The organism is Glutamicibacter creatinolyticus, assembly GCF_006094275.1.
GTDB classification, from domain to species: domain Bacteria; phylum Actinomycetota; class Actinomycetes; order Actinomycetales; family Micrococcaceae; genus Glutamicibacter; species Glutamicibacter creatinolyticus.
In genome coordinates this window covers 251,454-267,360 of record NZ_CP034412.1, presented here as the reverse complement: position 1 = coordinate 267,360, position 15,907 = coordinate 251,454, and the positions used below count along the sequence as shown (strand labels likewise).

Annotated in this window: 16 protein-coding genes, 1 pseudogene and 1 other annotated feature; of the genes and pseudogenes, 9 read left to right on the top strand and 8 right to left on the bottom strand. The window is 59.9% G+C overall.

Features of this window, described 5'->3' with window-relative positions; translation table 11 throughout:
- Window positions 1–16: 16 nt before the first annotated feature.
- On the bottom strand, window positions 17–439 hold the full coding sequence (locus GcLGCM259_RS01320) for a YchJ family protein (protein WP_246049680.1): 423 nt from the start codon (window positions 437–439) through the stop codon (window positions 17–19).
- Window positions 440–642: 203 nt separating this feature from the next.
- Between GcLGCM259_RS01320 and purS the strand changes: the two genes are divergently transcribed.
- The 4 genes from purS (at window position 643) to GcLGCM259_RS15195 (ending at window position 5,050) form a co-directional block, all read left to right on the top strand.
- Window positions 643–894: a phosphoribosylformylglycinamidine synthase subunit PurS gene (purS, locus tag GcLGCM259_RS01315; RefSeq protein ID WP_054820624.1), complete on the top strand. Its 252-nt coding sequence runs from the start codon at window positions 643–645 to the stop codon at window positions 892–894.
- Complete coding sequence (purQ, locus tag GcLGCM259_RS01310; protein WP_138925523.1) at window positions 894–1,646, top strand: phosphoribosylformylglycinamidine synthase subunit PurQ; 753 nt, start codon at window positions 894–896, stop codon at window positions 1,644–1,646. Before purS ends, purQ begins: the two co-directional genes overlap by 1 nt.
- Window positions 1,643–3,958 (top strand): phosphoribosylformylglycinamidine synthase subunit PurL, encoded by a 2,316-nt coding sequence (gene purL / locus GcLGCM259_RS01305; protein ID WP_138925522.1) that lies wholly within the window; start codon window positions 1,643–1,645, stop codon window positions 3,956–3,958. Before purQ ends, purL begins: the two co-directional genes overlap by 4 nt.
- Before the next feature lie 789 nt (window positions 3,959–4,747).
- Window positions 4,748–5,050 carry a hypothetical protein gene (locus GcLGCM259_RS15195; protein WP_175419286.1) on the top strand — a complete coding sequence of 101 codons (303 nt, stop codon included), beginning with the start codon at window positions 4,748–4,750 and terminating at the stop codon, window positions 5,048–5,050.
- Between the two features lie 388 nt (window positions 5,051–5,438).
- Here GcLGCM259_RS15195 and GcLGCM259_RS01300 read toward each other — a convergent pair whose 3' ends face one another.
- On the bottom strand, window positions 5,439–5,648 hold the full coding sequence (locus GcLGCM259_RS01300) for a hypothetical protein (protein WP_138925521.1): 210 nt from the start codon (window positions 5,646–5,648) through the stop codon (window positions 5,439–5,441).
- 507 nt (window positions 5,649–6,155) lie between these two features.
- Between GcLGCM259_RS01300 and GcLGCM259_RS01295 the strand changes: the two genes are divergently transcribed.
- Window positions 6,156–6,398 (top strand): hypothetical protein, encoded by a 243-nt coding sequence (locus GcLGCM259_RS01295; RefSeq protein WP_138925520.1) that lies wholly within the window; start codon window positions 6,156–6,158, stop codon window positions 6,396–6,398.
- A gap of 67 nt (window positions 6,399–6,465) precedes the next feature.
- On the opposite strand, the gene GcLGCM259_RS01290 is transcribed toward GcLGCM259_RS01295, so the two are convergent.
- A complete protein-coding gene (locus tag GcLGCM259_RS01290; protein WP_138925519.1) occupies window positions 6,466–6,855 on the bottom strand; it encodes a hypothetical protein in 390 nt (129 codons plus the stop codon).
- A 4-nt stretch (window positions 6,856–6,859) separates the two neighbouring features.
- The gene (locus tag GcLGCM259_RS01285; protein WP_138925518.1) at window positions 6,860–7,444 is read right to left on the bottom strand and encodes a hypothetical protein; all 585 of its coding nucleotides are present in this window, start codon (window positions 7,442–7,444) and stop codon (window positions 6,860–6,862) included.
- 416 nt (window positions 7,445–7,860) lie between these two features.
- Between GcLGCM259_RS01285 and GcLGCM259_RS01280 the strand changes: the two genes are divergently transcribed.
- On the top strand, window positions 7,861–9,000 hold the full coding sequence (locus GcLGCM259_RS01280; RefSeq protein ID WP_138925517.1) for a hypothetical protein: 1,140 nt from the start codon (window positions 7,861–7,863) through the stop codon (window positions 8,998–9,000).
- Window positions 9,001–9,013: 13 nt separating this feature from the next.
- Entirely contained in the window at window positions 9,014–9,553 is a 540-nt protein-coding gene (locus tag GcLGCM259_RS01275) for a hypothetical protein (protein WP_138925516.1), read from the top strand.
- 220 nt (window positions 9,554–9,773) lie between these two features.
- Here GcLGCM259_RS01275 and GcLGCM259_RS01270 read toward each other — a convergent pair whose 3' ends face one another.
- Complete coding sequence (locus tag GcLGCM259_RS01270) at window positions 9,774–10,850, bottom strand: MinD/ParA family ATP-binding protein (RefSeq protein ID WP_246049648.1); 1,077 nt, start codon at window positions 10,848–10,850, stop codon at window positions 9,774–9,776.
- A gap of 478 nt (window positions 10,851–11,328) precedes the next feature.
- Between GcLGCM259_RS01270 and GcLGCM259_RS01260 the strand changes: the two are divergent.
- Window positions 11,329–12,504: pseudogene (locus tag GcLGCM259_RS01260) on the top strand (IS3 family transposase).
- Here the strand turns inward: GcLGCM259_RS01260 and GcLGCM259_RS15785 are convergent.
- From GcLGCM259_RS15785 to GcLGCM259_RS01245, 3 genes are all read right to left on the bottom strand, one after another.
- Complete coding sequence (locus GcLGCM259_RS15785) at window positions 12,414–12,800, bottom strand: IS3 family transposase (protein WP_484103585.1); 387 nt, start codon at window positions 12,798–12,800, stop codon at window positions 12,414–12,416. The pseudogene GcLGCM259_RS01260 and the gene GcLGCM259_RS15785 overlap by 91 nt on opposite strands.
- 108 nt (window positions 12,801–12,908) lie before the next feature.
- Window positions 12,909–13,040 (bottom strand) — a sequence feature (AL1L pseudoknot).
- Entirely contained in the window at window positions 12,995–13,327 is a 333-nt protein-coding gene (locus GcLGCM259_RS15440; protein WP_138925515.1) for a transposase, read from the bottom strand. It overlaps the preceding feature by 46 nt.
- A 145-nt stretch (window positions 13,328–13,472) precedes the next feature.
- A complete protein-coding gene (locus tag GcLGCM259_RS01245) occupies window positions 13,473–14,390 on the bottom strand; it encodes a DUF1963 domain-containing protein (protein ID WP_138925514.1) in 918 nt (305 codons plus the stop codon).
- Window positions 14,391–14,779: 389 nt separating this feature from the next.
- Between GcLGCM259_RS01245 and GcLGCM259_RS01240 the strand changes: the two genes are divergently transcribed.
- Entirely contained in the window at window positions 14,780–15,901 is a 1,122-nt protein-coding gene (locus GcLGCM259_RS01240) for a siderophore-interacting protein (protein ID WP_138925513.1), read from the top strand.
- Window positions 15,902–15,907: the final 6 nt, after the last annotated feature.

Below are 15,907 nucleotides of genomic sequence, written 5' to 3'. Positions count from 1 at the left end.
CGGCCGCGCCCGGCGGCTACAGGGCGTCCAGGTAGAACCAGGCCCCGTCTTCCTTGACGAACGTGCTTTTTTCGTGCTGCGTGCCCACCCCGTCGGCCGCACGGTAGCTGGCCTCGAACTCCACCACCCCGCGCGAGGCTGATTCCTGGCCGGCCCGGGTGGAAAGGATCCGCAGCCCCAGCCAGTGCACACCCGGGTCGAAGTCGATGCTGCGCGGACGGGTGCTCTCATGCCAGGTCGCCAGCAGGTAGTCGGCCAGCTGCAGCACAAACGCGCTGTAGCGTGAACGCATCAGCTGTTCGGCGCTCTGCGGCAGCGCGCTGGCATCGGCCCGTCCCGCATGCCAGGGGGCGCAACAGCGCCCATAGCTGCGCGCGTGCTCCTCGGCGACCCGGCAAGGGCAGGTCGCCGCGAGTGAAGTGCTCAGTGAAGTAGCCACGCCTCCAGCGTACTGCCTGGCTGCGCCCGGCACCCGTGCGGAGGGCGGGTTCCGGTCCCGGGGATAGCTGGCTCACACTCGGCCCAGCACCGGTCACATTGCCGGTAGACTGGATGGGCAAGCTCGCGGAGCGCCAATCCCCCTGGTGTGAGACGGCAACTCCGTGTGGCATTTAACCCCCTCGCGCACAGGAGATATGCCGGATGCCCCGGATCGTTGTTGATGTCATGCTCAAGCCAGAAATCCTTGACCCCCAGGGCAAGGCGATTGCGGGAGCACTGCCCCGCCTTGGCTTCTCCTCCTTCGAAGCTGTCCGCCAGGGCAAGCGCTTCGAGCTGACCGTGGAGGGCGAGGTGACCGAGCAGATCCTCACCCAGGCCCGTGAGGCGGCCGCCACCTTGCTGTCCAACCCGGTGATCGAGGACGTCGTCAACGTCGAGGTCGTCGCGGACTAATGAGCACCGAACTGCCCCTGATTGGCGACTATTCGACGCCCAGTGCTGAACTGTCCGGCGCCCGCATCGGCGTGGTGACCTTCCCCGGAACACTGGATGACCGCGACGCCGCCCGTGCGGTGCGCGCCGCAGGCGCCCAGGCCGTGCCGCTGTGGCACGCCGACACCTCGCTGGGAGAGGTGGACGCGGTAATCATCCCCGGTGGCTTCTCCTACGGCGACTACCTGCGTGCCGGGGCGATCTCCCGCTTCGCCCCGATGATGGACAAGATCGTGGACGCGGCGAACTCCGAGGCGAAGCTGCCCGTGCTGGGAATCTGCAACGGCTTCCAGATCCTGACCGAGGCGCACCTGCTGCCCGGTTCGATGATCAAGAACGACCATCTGAAGTTCATCTGCCGCGACCAGGTGCTGCGCGTGGAGAACAACCAGACCGCCTGGACCGGTGAGTACGAGCAGGGTGAGGAAATCACCATCGTGCTGAAGAACCAGGACGGCCAGTACGTGGCCGATGAGAAGACCCTGGACGCGCTGGAGGCGGAGAACCGCATCGCGTTCTCCTACGTGGGCTGGAACCCGAACGGCTCCCGCCGCGCGATTGCCGGGGTGAGCAACCAGGCCGGCAACGTCGTGGGCCTGATGCCGCACCCGGAGCACGCCATCGAGCCCGGCTTCGGGCCGGACCACCGCGGCACCGACGGCCTGCGGTTCTTCACCAGTGTTCTGACCCACCTTGTTGGAGGCAAGAAATGAGCAAGGACGTCGCTCAGGAATTCAATATCGACACCGTGGAGAATGCCTCGGCCACCCCGCAGGTTCAGCTGCCCTGGGCCGAACTGGGCCTGAAGGAAAACGAGTTCGACGAAATCGTCAAGATCCTGGGCCGGCGCCCCACCGCCGCCGAGCTGGCGATGTACTCGGTGATGTGGTCCGAGCACTGCTCCTACAAGTCCACGAAGAACCACCTGCGCCAGTTCGGCGCGAAGGTCACCGAGGAGATGAAGAAGGACCTGATGGTCGGCATCGGCGAAAACGCCGGCGTGACCGACCTGGGCGACGGCTGGGCCGTGACCTTTAAGATCGAATCGCACAACTCCCCCTCCTACGTGGAGCCCTACCAGGGTGCGGCCACCGGCATCGGCGGCATCGTGCGTGACATCATCTCCATGGGCGCCCGCCCGGTGGCGGTCATGGATCCGCTGCGTTTCGGCGCCATCGACCATCCGGATTCCCAGCGTGTGGTGCACGGGGTGGTCTCCGGCATCGGCGGCTACGGCAATTCGCTGGGCCTGCCGAACATCGGCGGGGAAACCGTGTTCGACCCGATCTACCAGGGCAACCCGCTGGTCAACGCGCTGGCCGTGGGCGTGCTGCGCCACGAGGACCTGCGCCTGGCCAACGCCTCGGGCGTGGGCAACAAGGTGGTGCTCTTCGGGGCACGCACCGGCGGGGACGGGATCGGCGGCGCCTCCGTGCTGGCCTCCGAGTCCTTCGACGACTCCAAGCCCTCCAAGCGCCCGGCCGTGCAGGTCGGTGACCCGTTCGCCGAGAAGGTGCTCATCGAGTGCTGTCTGGAACTGTTCAAGGCCTCCCTGGTCGAGGGCATCCAGGACCTGGGTGCCGCGGGCATCTCCTGCGCCACCAGCGAGCTGGCCTCCAACGGCGAGGGCGGCATGCACGTGGAGCTGACCAGCGTGCTGCTGCGCGACTCGACCCTGACCCCGGGCGAAATCCTGATGTCCGAGTCCCAGGAACGCATGATGGCGGTGGTCTCCCCCGAGAACGTTGAGGCGTTCGAGGCCGTCATGGCCAAGTGGGGCGTGGAGTACTCCTGGCTGGGCGAGGTCACCGACACCAACCGCCTGGTCATCACCTGGAACGGCGAAGTGATCGTGGACGTGGACCCCAAGACCGTCGCCCACGACGGACCGGTCTACGACCGCCCATACTCCCGCCCCGACTGGCAGGATGCGCTGCAGGCCGACACCTTCCGCTCCTCCGCAGCCGGGCAGGACCTGCCGGGCACCGGTGAGCAGCTCAAGGCGGCGGTGCTGGAGCTGATTGCCAGCCCGAACCTGTGCGACAAGTCCTGGATCACCCGCCAGTACGACCGCTACGTGGGTGGCAACACCGCGCTGGCCTCCCCGGATGATGCCGGCGTGGTGCGCGTGGACGAAGCGAGCGGGCTGGGGGTGGCGATCGCCACCGACGCCAATGGCCGCTACACCTACCTGGATCCTTACGCAGGAGCTCAACTGGCGCTGGCCGAGTCCTACCGCAACGTGGCCACCTCCGGGGCCATCCCGGCGGCGGTCTCCGACTGCCTGAACTACGGTTCCCCCGAGGACCCGGACGTAATGTGGCAGCTGGCCGAGGGCATCCGCGGGCTGTCCGACGCTTGCATGGAGCTGGGCGTGCCGGTCACCGGCGGCAACGTGTCGCTGTACAACCAGACCGGGGAGAAGGCCATCCACCCGACCCCGGTGGTCGCCACCCTGGGCAAGCTGGATGACGTGGCCCGCCGCACCCCCTCCGGGTGGCGCGCCGAGGCCGACGGGCAGGCGATCTACCTGATCGGCAAGACCCTGGATGAGCTGGACGGCTCCGAGTACGCGAACCTGCGCGGGCACTTGGGCGGTCTGCCGCCGAAGGTGGACCTGGCCGCGGAGAAGGCGCTGGGCCAGGTGCTGATCAACGCCAGCCGCGACGGCATGATCGACGCCGCGCACGACCTGTCCGAAGGCGGCCTGGCCGCGGCGCTGTCCGAGATGGTGCTGCGCTACGGCGTGGGTGCCCGGGTGGCACTGGATGAGATCATGGCTCGTGATGGCATCGACGCGTTCACTGCGCTGTTCTCCGAAACACAGGCCCGCGCCCTGGTCGCGGTGCCGCGCAGCGAGGAAGTGCGCTTCAACGACATGACCAGCGCCCGCGGGATCACCGTGGCCCGGATCGGCGTGGTGGACGCCGAGTCCAATGCGCTGGAGGTCCAGGGGCACTTCACCGCCTCGGTGGAGGAACTGCGTGAGGCCCACGAGGGCACTATGGAGAAGTACTTCGGTTAATCGCCGCCCTCCCATTAGCGCAATGGCCCGTTTCCCCCTCGCGGGGAGACGGGCCGTTGCGTTTCCCTCTTCTCAGGGGTGAGCCGCCCCGTCTTGTATATGGAGGTGATGGCCACAGTCCCCTTGGGCGCAATGCGCCGAGTGCTTTCCCCGATACTGGTCACTTGGTGGGTGCAATGGAAAGGACGGGGTCCACATAGAGGTTATCCCCGGACACCTCTGCCGCGAGAAGAACCTAAATCTGCAGATTTGTGTTCCGAGCTTTGGTAGAAGCGCGGACGTATCTGACCAGCCAGAACCTTAGTACGTGAAGGGTGTCTCGCAACTAACGATGGTGACACGAACTCAAGAGATCGGTTGCAGCACATAGTTACGAGAATCGTCCATCGCTGTTTTCTCAAGGGTTTAGGAGCGGGGACAAGGAGCATGACGAGACGTCTTGCAACTCTTAGGTAGAAAGACATATCGCGCTTGATGCCCGTCGCACTCATGTCGAGGTTCTCTACAGTTTTTATTCCATGTAGCCAGATTCATTGCTAGCCTGGCCACAGACCAAACCGGGCGTTTGGTTTCGTTCCCCCTAGTCGAAACCAGTACAGTGGTCTAACTTTCATGTCCAACCCCCCAAATGGACCTGGAAGCCCCGGAAAATAAGAGGTCCTTGCCACTCTGCTGAGAGTGCCAAGAACCTCTTGTATCAATGATTCACGGAAAACAGGAGTTTCACGTACCCGTTCTTTGGTCGTGTTTGCGACCCGGGCTTCGTCTTTGGTCTTGTTTGGGAGATCCGTGTCGTTTCATCCCAGAAGGTTCGGCCAGAACTTACACAGTCAATGTTGTTTTGTTGATGGGTTCGGCTTTCTTGGGGAGAAAACCAATGCTGATGTGCTTTTCTATGAACTGAGCACCGAGGGCCTGTTCCAACTCTGGAATCAGAGTTTCCCGAATGATATTCAGCCGCCGGAACTGGCGCCGACTCCGGGAACTTTCGAAGCTGCCTTAGCGGCAATTTTCGAATACACCTGCGTATCTATAGTCGTTACACCTGCGCGATTGTTATCTGTTGCCTTGAGAGTTACCTCCGACGGTTAATAAAAACACGCTCCCAGTCGACTCGCGTCTGCAAGAACCAGCCGACCACACCACCGATGAGCATGAAAAATGCTACGACTATGAACCGCGTGAATGAGCCGAACGGGACAAGCAACCCGGCCACTAGCCCTACGACTCTCGGGAAGTTCTTGCTCATTGACGAGAGCCAAGGCGTGCATCCATAGCAAGTTTTCAGCCAAGCTCAGCATGTCGAAGGCAAAGGAATCGTCGTCAACGGAGGGAACGTTTGCCTTAAGGTCGCCGATAGTATCGGTCGGGTTCAAAGACGGGGTGCGGGCCATTGGGAATATGGCCTTTCTTGGAGCTGCGGGGTGTAGCTGTTTAGATCTGGTTGGAGCTTTTGCGTCGGTAAACCGGCATCCCCAGCTTATTCAACCCGGGCAAAGGATGCAGGGCTTCCGGCGAACACGCAGCGTGCCGTGCTGCTGACCAACGCAGAGCCCACATCTTTCAGTAAAACCACTGCTTGGCCATTGTCGATGAAAGCGCGCCGAGGCAGCTGGGCGGCGACATCGTCCAACGTGAGCTCATGTTCGATTTCGCTAGCGGCCAGAGTATGGGTGTAGGCCTTGGTCATGAATTCCTCTAAGGTGTTGAAGTGCAGCAGACAGCAAACACACGAGCTCCGAAAAACCAATGGTTCCTCGGGGCTTGCACCTTCACATCTCTCAAATATTCGCCCGGGGAGGCTGTGCCGCCCCTGACGGGTGCACGCCGATCATCTTTTCGAGATCCATGTGCTTCATGACCTAACCCAGGGCGAATACCCCCACCAGGTGAGATTGCGTAGCTCGAATCGCAGGGAACCTTGTATGAGTCCGCCTAGGCAACGTGAGGCCGATTCCATGCTTTACGGCCTGTTAAAAGACATCGAGGCGGGCGTTTGGCTCTAGTCGAATTCGAGGAGATGTTGGGCAGGAACCTGTCTCTAAAGGCCTGACACGAACTGCTGGCTTCTCCTGCGGCAGACCTGAAAGCTACTAAAACATATACGTGGGAAGGTATAATTTTCACCAGATGCTTAAATTATGTGTATTGCTGCAAACAAGATTTGAAAGGAGCCACGATGCGGAAGCGTGAACCCATGTCACTGGCCGCACTGGTAATCGGTCTCCTTGTTTTACTGGGATTGGGCGTGAGCATTGTTGTTCTGGCTGTGTTCCAGCCATGGGCAAGGTGCGCCGAAGAGGATTCAGCAATGGGATGCCCTCTGGCGGCTGGTGGATCTATCCTGTTGATCGCAGGTCTTGTCGTTGTTGTTGCGAGTTTGGTCGCACTATGGTTCGCACCGCGCATTCAGTCCAACTTGGCGTTGCGGGTACGTTAGATTCAGATAAAGTAAAAGCGACTTGATGCCCAAGGGTTTCAAGTCGCTCTTACTTTATGCGTGGTTGTTACCAGTTGCAATGGTGGAACGCTACGTTCCAACCCCAGCCCGAGTTATTCGATCGGGCCCGCTCAAGGTTCCGGTCTCCGGCCCAGTTATAGAATCCGCCAAGGATGTGGCAGCTGTATTGCTGATAGAGCGTGGCCGTGTTGGTCATTGTGGTTGACCCAAAGCGCTTCTTCCATTCTGCCCAACCTTCGTTGTGCATGATGCCCTGGCCGGCAATCACGCCGCCAACCCAGCCTGCTGCGTCTCCAGCTGAACCGTTGTGGATGTCCTGGCCCCATTTTGTTTTTGTGCCCGAATAGACCACTTGGCTCTTCCAGCGCTTTGAGGTGTTGAAGCTACCGAAAAGCGTCCGCCCCATGTATGGGTCGGCAACAATTGGGTAGGTCACGCTCTTAACCCTTTTCTGGATATACCACCTGGGTCAGCGCACCACCCTCGAAGGAAATCTGGGTTGGTATCGATTTTCCGGTAGCATCTTTTGCCCACGGAGGGGCGACCATCGAAACAACCGCGCCGCCGCCGTGAGTGAAAACGATCGATCCGTCATCATACTGATGATGGGAAGTTCCGGACGGAAGGTCTAATGCATAGGAGAAGGAATGAGGCGAATCTGCGTCTTCCAGGACGGTGTGGACGCGCGCTCCACCTTCCACGCTTTCGGCAGTAACGACTACGCCGGATTTAGCATCTTGGAATGCCACCGCAGAATCAAGCTTTACGCCGTCGGTTAGATCCAGGTCGGATGGCAGGTTGATTCCAACGATGTAATCGGAGCCTTCGGGCTCATAAATCAGAGGAAGCTCGGGGTCTGAATTGATGGTGGTTCGGCCTTGAGATGACCGCTCTGAACCAAAACTACTGCCCGATGGTGCAGATTCAGTTGCTGAGCTGATGCTCGAATTTTTTACTGAAAGGGACTTCGAGAGCCTTATTGCTTCGTAGTCTCGATCTGCAGCTCTCTGTCTGACGATAAACAAGTATATTTCGCCTACGTCTCCGGCAAGCGATACTTTACATAACGTCGGTTATCGGCTCTGCAAGTAGTATCCAAACAACTCCTCGTCAATACCGATGCACAGTCGAATTCTCACTCAACTGTCGGATCTGCCGAGACCACCTTTCCAGCGAACGGCCCTAATTCCCGGTAGGCAAGTGCACCCTTTGCGCGAAAGCTCTCTCCTTTTCACAAAAAACCCACTGTATCGGCTTTAAAACCATTACTATCTCTTATAGCGACTCATATTGGTCTGAGTAGGGATTTTTGGGGAATCCCGTGTCCCGAGTGATGCTCTGGATGCATTGGCATCTGACTTGAATGCAAAGTCGCTGGATATTCCTAGGCATGCCACAACCATGCATCCGGTATTCACTCGGTGCATAGGAAAGAAGAAAAATGAATAGCACTTTGTTTCGCCGGACTCGTTCTCGGCTCCTATCGGCGATGGCCATCGCCTGCGCAGTCTCTGTAACTGCAACATCAGCCAGCCTCGCGGATCCCTCCGAGCCGAGCCAAGTAACTACCCAAGAGCTCCTGTCAGATGCTTTAGTGGCAGTGGGAGAAACTGAAGGCAATTTAGTTGAACCGACGCTGAACTCTGAAGTCCTGGAGTTCGGGACCGAGGGAGGCGCGGTATTCGTCCAAGCAACTGAAGAAGGTAAATCGCTTGTAGTTGGTGCAGAGAATGCGGAACAAGAGTTCAGCTTCGGATTGCCCATTGAGAGTGCGCCAAATGATGCGCAGATGCTCGAAGATGGCACTGCTGTATTCAGCGATGATGAAATAGATCTCGCACTGCGGACTCATAACGACGGAGCTATACGTGCCCAGACAATTATTCACGACGCCGATGCGCCTCATGAGTTCCGGTATGAATTGGGGCTACCGGAAGGGTCATTCGCTGAGATTGCCGAAGATGGCGGAGTAGACGTCTTTCAATCTTTCCCCGATGAAAACGAAAACGTCCTGACCAGTCGATTCGAACCTGCATGGGCAGTTGATGCAAGTGGCGAAACAGTCAAAACTTGGTATGAGCTTCACGATGGTGACTTGGTCCAAAAAGTAGACATTGGGGAAGACCATGATTACCCCGTCGTAGCTGATCCGTTTTGGATCCCAGCAATTATTGTCGCTATCAGGGTTACCAGCATCGTAATCAAGGTAGGCTCCAAGACCGTCAAGTACGCTAAGGCTCCCGCTTCACGAGTTGTCAACGCGTTGTCTTCCTTCAAGACCCTTTCTTACAGAACGGGTTCACATACGTTCAAACTTGATAAGAGCGGAATGAAGCATATTCTTCAGCGGCATCATCCTAAGTATTGGGATGGTTCTTCTAAGAGTAGCCAAACATTTTTCAATCCGAAGATGTCAGTCAATGATGTACGAAATCTGGTTCATGGCGCCATGAAGCAGAACCAAAGTAAACTGAAAAGCGGTGGAACCAACAAGCGAATACAGCTCGAAGGAACCTATAACAACGTGAAGTACAAAATGGTCATTGACAGAGGTCGAGTTGTCCAATTCTACCCGCGATAAGAATCAAGGTGAGATGAAAGAACAAGCTGTATATAGCGAACCATACATTCTGGTTCCGCAGACGGTCACGGATCTCGATGATTTCGTCGCTAATCCCGAAAACTACTTGGTAAGTATGTTTCAGGAACCCGAACGGGCCGCCGAGATATGGCGGAATCGACTCAAAGAGAATCCCTACGGCAGTGAAGGTTTTCTTTCTCTGTCTTACTACGGGATCGATTTGATCTCAGGTGACCTGTGGGATGAGGTTACAGGAATCTGGTTTGAGCTCCTCGAGCTTGTAGAGGAGTTCATGGAGAAGGGGTCAGCTGAAAGGCTGTTTCCTAGCCAGCCAGTGCCACTTCGACTGGAAGTGAAGGGACGATCGACACTTTTCACTGTTAATCGCCAAACAAACATTGTTGATCCCGACGACTTTATTCCGGGAATCCTGGATGAAGCTTACCGCTACTACACGTGGGTCGAAGAAAACATTGGAACCGACGAAAGCCAAGCCCTCCAGTCCGTGAACTCGTTGCGTCATCAGTTCCTTGAACGGAAGCATTCACGCTAAGGAATCCTCGGCTCACTGAAGCTGGGTTGCTACCAAGGGTGGCGACCCAGCTTTTGCTTTAACGAGGCACGGAAAAACGCTTGAACCTTTATTCGACTTCTACTAGCTTCCTATGAGTAGAGAGGGAAGAAACTCAACAGGCAGAGGGGAACCGCTGTTCTTTCCGTTCTATGATGCCTCCGGCTTCCCGCTAAACTTCCTGCATCCTTTAGAAAAGTTTCTACAACCCTCTTGCGACTGCGGCACCCGCTGCCAGCCATGCGCGCTGCGTGCTCGGGCGTAGCGCGTCGTAGCGCAGGATCCCATCTACCATTGCTGGATCAAATGGGATCGTTGCCACATCACGGGCCAGGGTCTGGTAACCGTCTGCGACGCGCTTCACGTCGGCGGCGGTGGCCTTGGAATCAGCTTGGGTTACCACGGCTACGGCGTTCTGTGCCAGGGCGTGGGCTTTGTCGTTCTGCTGAGCGAGCGCTTCGAGCAGTAGTGCGCCGGCTTCGGCGTGGTCATCTCGGGTCGTGGTGGCCACAACGAGCTGATCGGTGTGGTCGATCATGCGCCGCCACATCGGATCTGACTCGTCATTGCCCGAGTCAATGAAGATCAGCCGGTAATACTTTGAAGCCACCCGGTGGATCGCGTCCACATCGGCCGCGTCTACGCGCTGCGCGCTGGCCAGCTCCATCGGCTTGGAGCGCAGCACGTCGAACCGATCGCGGGTCTGGTGGTGCACGAAATGCGCGAGGTCTGCTGATTGCGCCCCAGTGCCTAAGAGTTTTTCGGATTCGGGCAGCAGCTCCAACAAGGTCGTTTCGTGCGGGCCTTGTTCGGTACGCCAGCCCAAAGTTCCTCTGGTTTGATTGTTATCCCAGGCCAGTACCCCGGCTCCGCCGTAGCGGGCGAAGATCGCACTGAGCAACACGGTGGTGGGGGTTTTACCTGCTCCACCTTTGCCGTTCACGATGGCGATAGTGCGTGGCCCTGGCCAGTGCTGGCTCACGGCTTGCACATCGGCACGTTCGGCGCGTTCGGCCTCGCTGGGTGTCATACGGATACCGAGGCGGGTCACGGTGCCGCGCCAGCCTTGGGTGGCCGGTTCTTCAACTTGTTCCTGGGTGAGGAAGCTTTGGCGGGCTTCGCGCCGGGTTGCCGGTGCCCCGTCCGGTGCGGGAACGGTGTGGGATTGGGATTTCTGGGCGAACGGGTTCGGCTGCTGGGCTTTGGATGCTACAGCATCAGGGCCCGCGGGGGCCGGTGTTACGCTCTGAGGCTTGTCGGCAGCTTGGGCGAGTTCCATCGCTGGTTCCTCCGATTCGGGTGTAGATTCTGCGGTAGCTAGCGACTCAGACGCGGCGGCGGTGAATAGAAACCGGGGGACCGGTACTGGCCACCTCGAACAAGCGCGACATCGTGGACATGACTCGGGGCCCCCGCGCCCGGATCGGTACCGTGTGGGTGCATGACGTGCAAGGCATCATCGGAGAAGAACCCTCCTGGTGGTGGAATCCCCTCTCCTTCGTGACCGATATGGAAACAGCGGAGAAACTCGCGGACGTGTTCCTGGCCTCGGCCACCGATGCCGGCGCGAAGCAGGACGCGTATTTCGAATCCGACGGTAAACGGTTGCTCTCTCACCTGTTCTTCGCCGCAGCGGTCGGCAACCGTCCGATTACTGACGTGTTCGCCTGGGCGCAAGACCCGGGTCTGCTGAAGGTTTGGTTGATACTTCGACCGCATAACCTCGATAAGGTTGTGCTCAAACGAAGGAAGACCCCATGCCCAAGAATGTCTACACCGATGAGTTCAAGCGCGATGCCGTGGCGCTGGTGGAATCAGGGATTCCCCAGAAGCAGGTCTGTCAGGATTTGGGGATCTCCAGGACAGCGCTGCAGTCCTGGCTGCGCGATACTCGGTTCCATGCCCATGGCATGACACCGTCCATCGACCCGGAAGAACGCAAGGAGATGTCCCAGGCGTTCAAGCGGATCCGGGAGCTGGAGATGGAGAACGAGGTGCTGCGCAAGGCTGCGGCCTACCTTTCACAGCCGCATATCCGCTCCCCAAAATAATGGGCCCGCTCGTCCGTGGATTGGCCGCCAGAACAGGCAGGAAACGTGTGCCTGTGGTGGTGACGTGCTTAGGTCCTGGGATTCAGTACCCAGGCGTATTACAAGTGGCTGAAGTGTCCCGTCTCGGCGCGGGATGTTGAAGAGCAGGAGCTGACCGCGAAGCTGCGTGAGCTGCACGCCGAGGACCCTGAGGGCGGGTACCGGGTGCTGGCCGATGACCTGGAGGACCTGGGCTACCAGGTCTCAGAGCGGCGGGTGTGGCGGCTGTGCAACAAGGCGGGCATTCGTTCGGTGATCAGCAAGCGTCGGCGCAAGTGCGCCCCGGCTGGTCCGCCGGTGCATGATGACCTGGTGCAGCGGAATTTCACCGCCGAGCAGCCTAACCAGCTGTGGTTGACCGATATCACGGAGCATCACACCGGTGAGGGCAAGCTGTACCTGTGTGCGATTAAGGACGTGTTCAGCAACCGGATCGTGGGCTACTCGATGGACTCGCGGATGAAGGCCCAGCTGGCGGTCAACGCCCTGCAGATGGCGGTGGCGCGCCGTGGATACCAGCGTGGGGTTCGGGTGCACAGCGACCGTGGCAGTCAATTCCGTTCCCGCAAATTCACTCAGGCGCTGGAACGCCATGGGCTGATCGGGTCGATGGGCCGGGTTGGTGCGGCCGGTGACAATGCGGCCATGGAATCGTTTTTCAGCCTGTTGCAGAAGAACGTGCTGGATCGGCGTTGGTGGACCACCCGCCAGCAGCTGCGCCTGGCGATCGTGGGGTGGGTGGAGGGGAAGTATCACCGCAAACGCAAGCAGCGCAGGCTGGGGAAGCTGACTCCTGTCCAGTTCGAAGCTAGAATGATCGAGTCCGTCGCTCTGGCGGCATAAACCCCGGTGTCAACCAAACTTTCAGCAGACCCGACATAGCAAAAACCCTGGGGTGTCCACACATACGTGAAGTCCGCCACCCACCATTGATCCGGTCGCGTGGGCCAGTTCCATCGGCGTTGGACGTGGTCCGGATGCCGCAGACCCTGCGGATCCTGGCGGGTCGCGACCGTGGTGCGTTTCCCACGCCGGATCCCGGTGATGCCCAGCAGCTTCATCAGCCGTTCGACCTGATCCCGGCCTGCCTCGATACCGGCACGCAGCGCTGCTTTCCACAGCTTCCTGCGCCCATACAGACGGCGGTTAGCCGCCCAGAGATCGTAGATGCTGTTGGCCAGGTAGGCGTCGGTCCGGTCGCGGTCGCTGGGACCGAATCCGCGGGCCTGGTGGGCATAGAAAGTGGACAGGGCAATCGTGATGCCCTGCTCGCGCAGGGCATCACAGATCGGCTCGACCCCGAACCGGGGGTGGTACTGGCGAATGTAGGCGATTACTGTCCGAGTTTGCGGTCGAGCTCCGCTGCCGCGAAAAAAGCTGACGCGGTCTTCAGGATCTCGTTCGCCCGCCGCAGTTGAGCGTTCTCGCGCCGCAAGCGCGCCACTTCTTCGTTGGCCGGCTCCCGACTGGCGGCCGCTGCAGGGGTGAGGCTTTCGCCTTGCTCTCGACGGATCCAGTTGCGCAGGGTGCCGGGATTATTACCCAGCAACTCACCGATCTCTTGGCGGGCACGGGTCTGCGAGATGTTTCCCTGCTCTATGCGTTCCTGGTATAGGCGGACTGCTCGGGCCTGGGTCTCGGCGTCGTATTTGCGTGGTGTGGGCATAATTCCTATTCTCCGTGTTAGATCATGCTCTCCCGCAAACCCAGGCCGGTTCAGGACAGTGTCCTCGCTTCATACACCAAGGTGAATCCCCCCCACTTACTGATTATTTGGCACGACGGACTACTCAAGTTCGCTGGTAGCTCTGCTAGTGATCGGTCCGGATCATGCACCAAGCCTGGTCGAAGCGTTGCGCTTTAAGGTCGCTGGCGCGCATCCACACTTCAAAGTTTCCGACGTCTGCGAACCAGCCTTCAAAATGCGTCCAGCTTTCGACACTAAGGATCAGAACGTAGGTATCTCCCGGCTCTAATGGGCGAACTGCCGTAAGGATCTCGTGAGCGTAGGTATCGCCGGAGTTACTGTGGCCGTACAGGTGCGAGGTGGGAATGACCGGGCCGGTGACAGAATCAGCTCCCTGCCGCCAGGCCATCCAGGTGGCGTTAGCTTCTTCTTCAACCCGCTCAGCAGCCTCGAATGTAGCAGCAGCATCATCAATGAACTCCACAGCGCGAGGCAGGCTGAAACCGGTCCCAAGCAGGACTGGTTGGCACACCGGGTGAGGGACTTCCAAATCCTCAGGACCATCAACCAACGGCGGAAAATACTCACCGGTTAGCGGCAGATGACGAACAAGCCATCCGCCAGTGCCTTCGTCTTCAGGGTTCCCATAGGTGCCCAAGTGATGGAATACCTCAAGATATCCAGATTCCGGTAAACGGACCGTGGCTTCGGGCCAGTCGGGTTCCGTGAAGTCCGGGGATTCAATTAGCGCTTGGGCTTCACCAAGTTGGATCGTTGCGATATGCGCCAACGGTTCCCCATCCGTGTTACGAGGCCATTGCTCCATCGGGCCTAATGCTGGTCCACCAAGCCAGGACAGCTCCCCTAGTTCGGACCGCTCTGCAAGGATACGCTCGACACCGGCCTCGTACTGGTCTAGCAACAACACAGAGAACTTCAAATCATCGCCCAGAAACGCGGCGTCAATCTCAGGGGAATCGAGCCACTGAAGAATCCGCTTACGGGAAGTCGCAGTGACGCGATCACGAGGCAGCTTGCCCACTCTTAGGTCCTTTCGAGCAATCCGCTTACAGGGGAATCTAGAACTTTACACCGCCATGTTGGAGCAGAGCGGCACTGATCTCCAACGAATCATCGACCCCTTCATGCCAATTCAGCCCGTCTCTCATCACCGAAGACACCACTTGACACGGCTGAAGGGACGCTCAAACAAAATTCTCCATTCGTCAACCTTGATGTTCGTGGTAGCCGTGGAATAGTGCAAGATAAGGCTGCGCTACGGAGAGTCACGTCGGTGGTGGAGGTGAGCCGTCCCATCTTGTATCCCCGCTCGGCAGCGCGCAGACTCGAGGTTCCGGCCCAAGCGCGGTGGGCCGGGCCAGTGCGGCACCGCCACCCGATACCCGCGCGTGATTCGAAAGGAGCCGGCAGATGTCGAAGCACCAGAGGCAGAAGTACCCGCGCCCCGGACGAGGCGAGGAGGCTCCGAGTGGCGCGGATCTGTTCGTCCTGCAGGTGCTTGAACGCGCCGAGCAGGCCGGGGCGAAGGCCGGGCGCAAAGCGGTGAGGAAGGCGCTGAAGTACGCCGACACCCCTGGCTTCGAGTTGAGCCCAGAGCAGCGTGAGCAGCTTCGGGCGGCCGCCGAACGTGCCGGGGCCGCCGCGGCCCTGCTCGAAGCCCGCAACATGCTGCACGGTTCCGCGCTCCACGCACCGCACAGTGAAGGGGAGCCCGCCGAGGCGCCGGCCTCCGCCGCCTCCGAATCCGACCAGCCCCGTGTGGCGCCGGCGCAGGGCAAGGGCCAGCACGTGCTGGAGATCCGCCGGAGCGAGCAGTTGAGCCCGCAAATGCTCCGGATCATTGCCGGAGCACCACAGCTGGACGGTTTCCAGCCCAACACGAAGGCCGACCAATATGTGAAGGTCTACTTCGCCGACCCCCAGCTGGGTCTTGAACCGCCCTATGACATTAAGGCGCTGCGGCAGCACCTGCCCCGCCACCTGGTGCCCCGCTCCCGCTCCTACACCATCCGGTGGGTGGACCGCGCTGCGCAGGAACTGGCCATCGACTTCGTGCTGCATGATCAACCCGGTTCCGCCGGGGAGTGGGCGCTGGCCGCGCGCCCCGGGGACCGACTGGTGATCTCGGCGGCCCGCGGCAAGTTCAGCCCGGACCCGGACTCGCAGTACTTCGTCCTCGGCGCCGATGAAACGGCGATCCCGGCGGTGTCCCGCGCCCTTGCCGCCCTGCCCGAGACGGCGCAGGGCGTGGCCCTGCTGGAGGTGGCCGGGCCGCAGGGCGAACTGCAGATCCCCCACCCTGCGGGAGTGGAGCTGCGCTGGCTGCACCGCAATGGACAGCCTCCGGGCACCACCGACCTGCTGGCCGAAGCTTTCCTGGAGCTGCCCACTCCCCCGCCACAGAGCACGGTGATCGCCCACGGCGAGCGCTCTGCCGCCAAGGCGATCTCCCGCATCGTCGCTGGCTGGGGCCTGGACAAGAAGCGGGTGCACGTCTCCTCCTACTGGACGCTACGGACCCGATCGCGCTGAACCGGC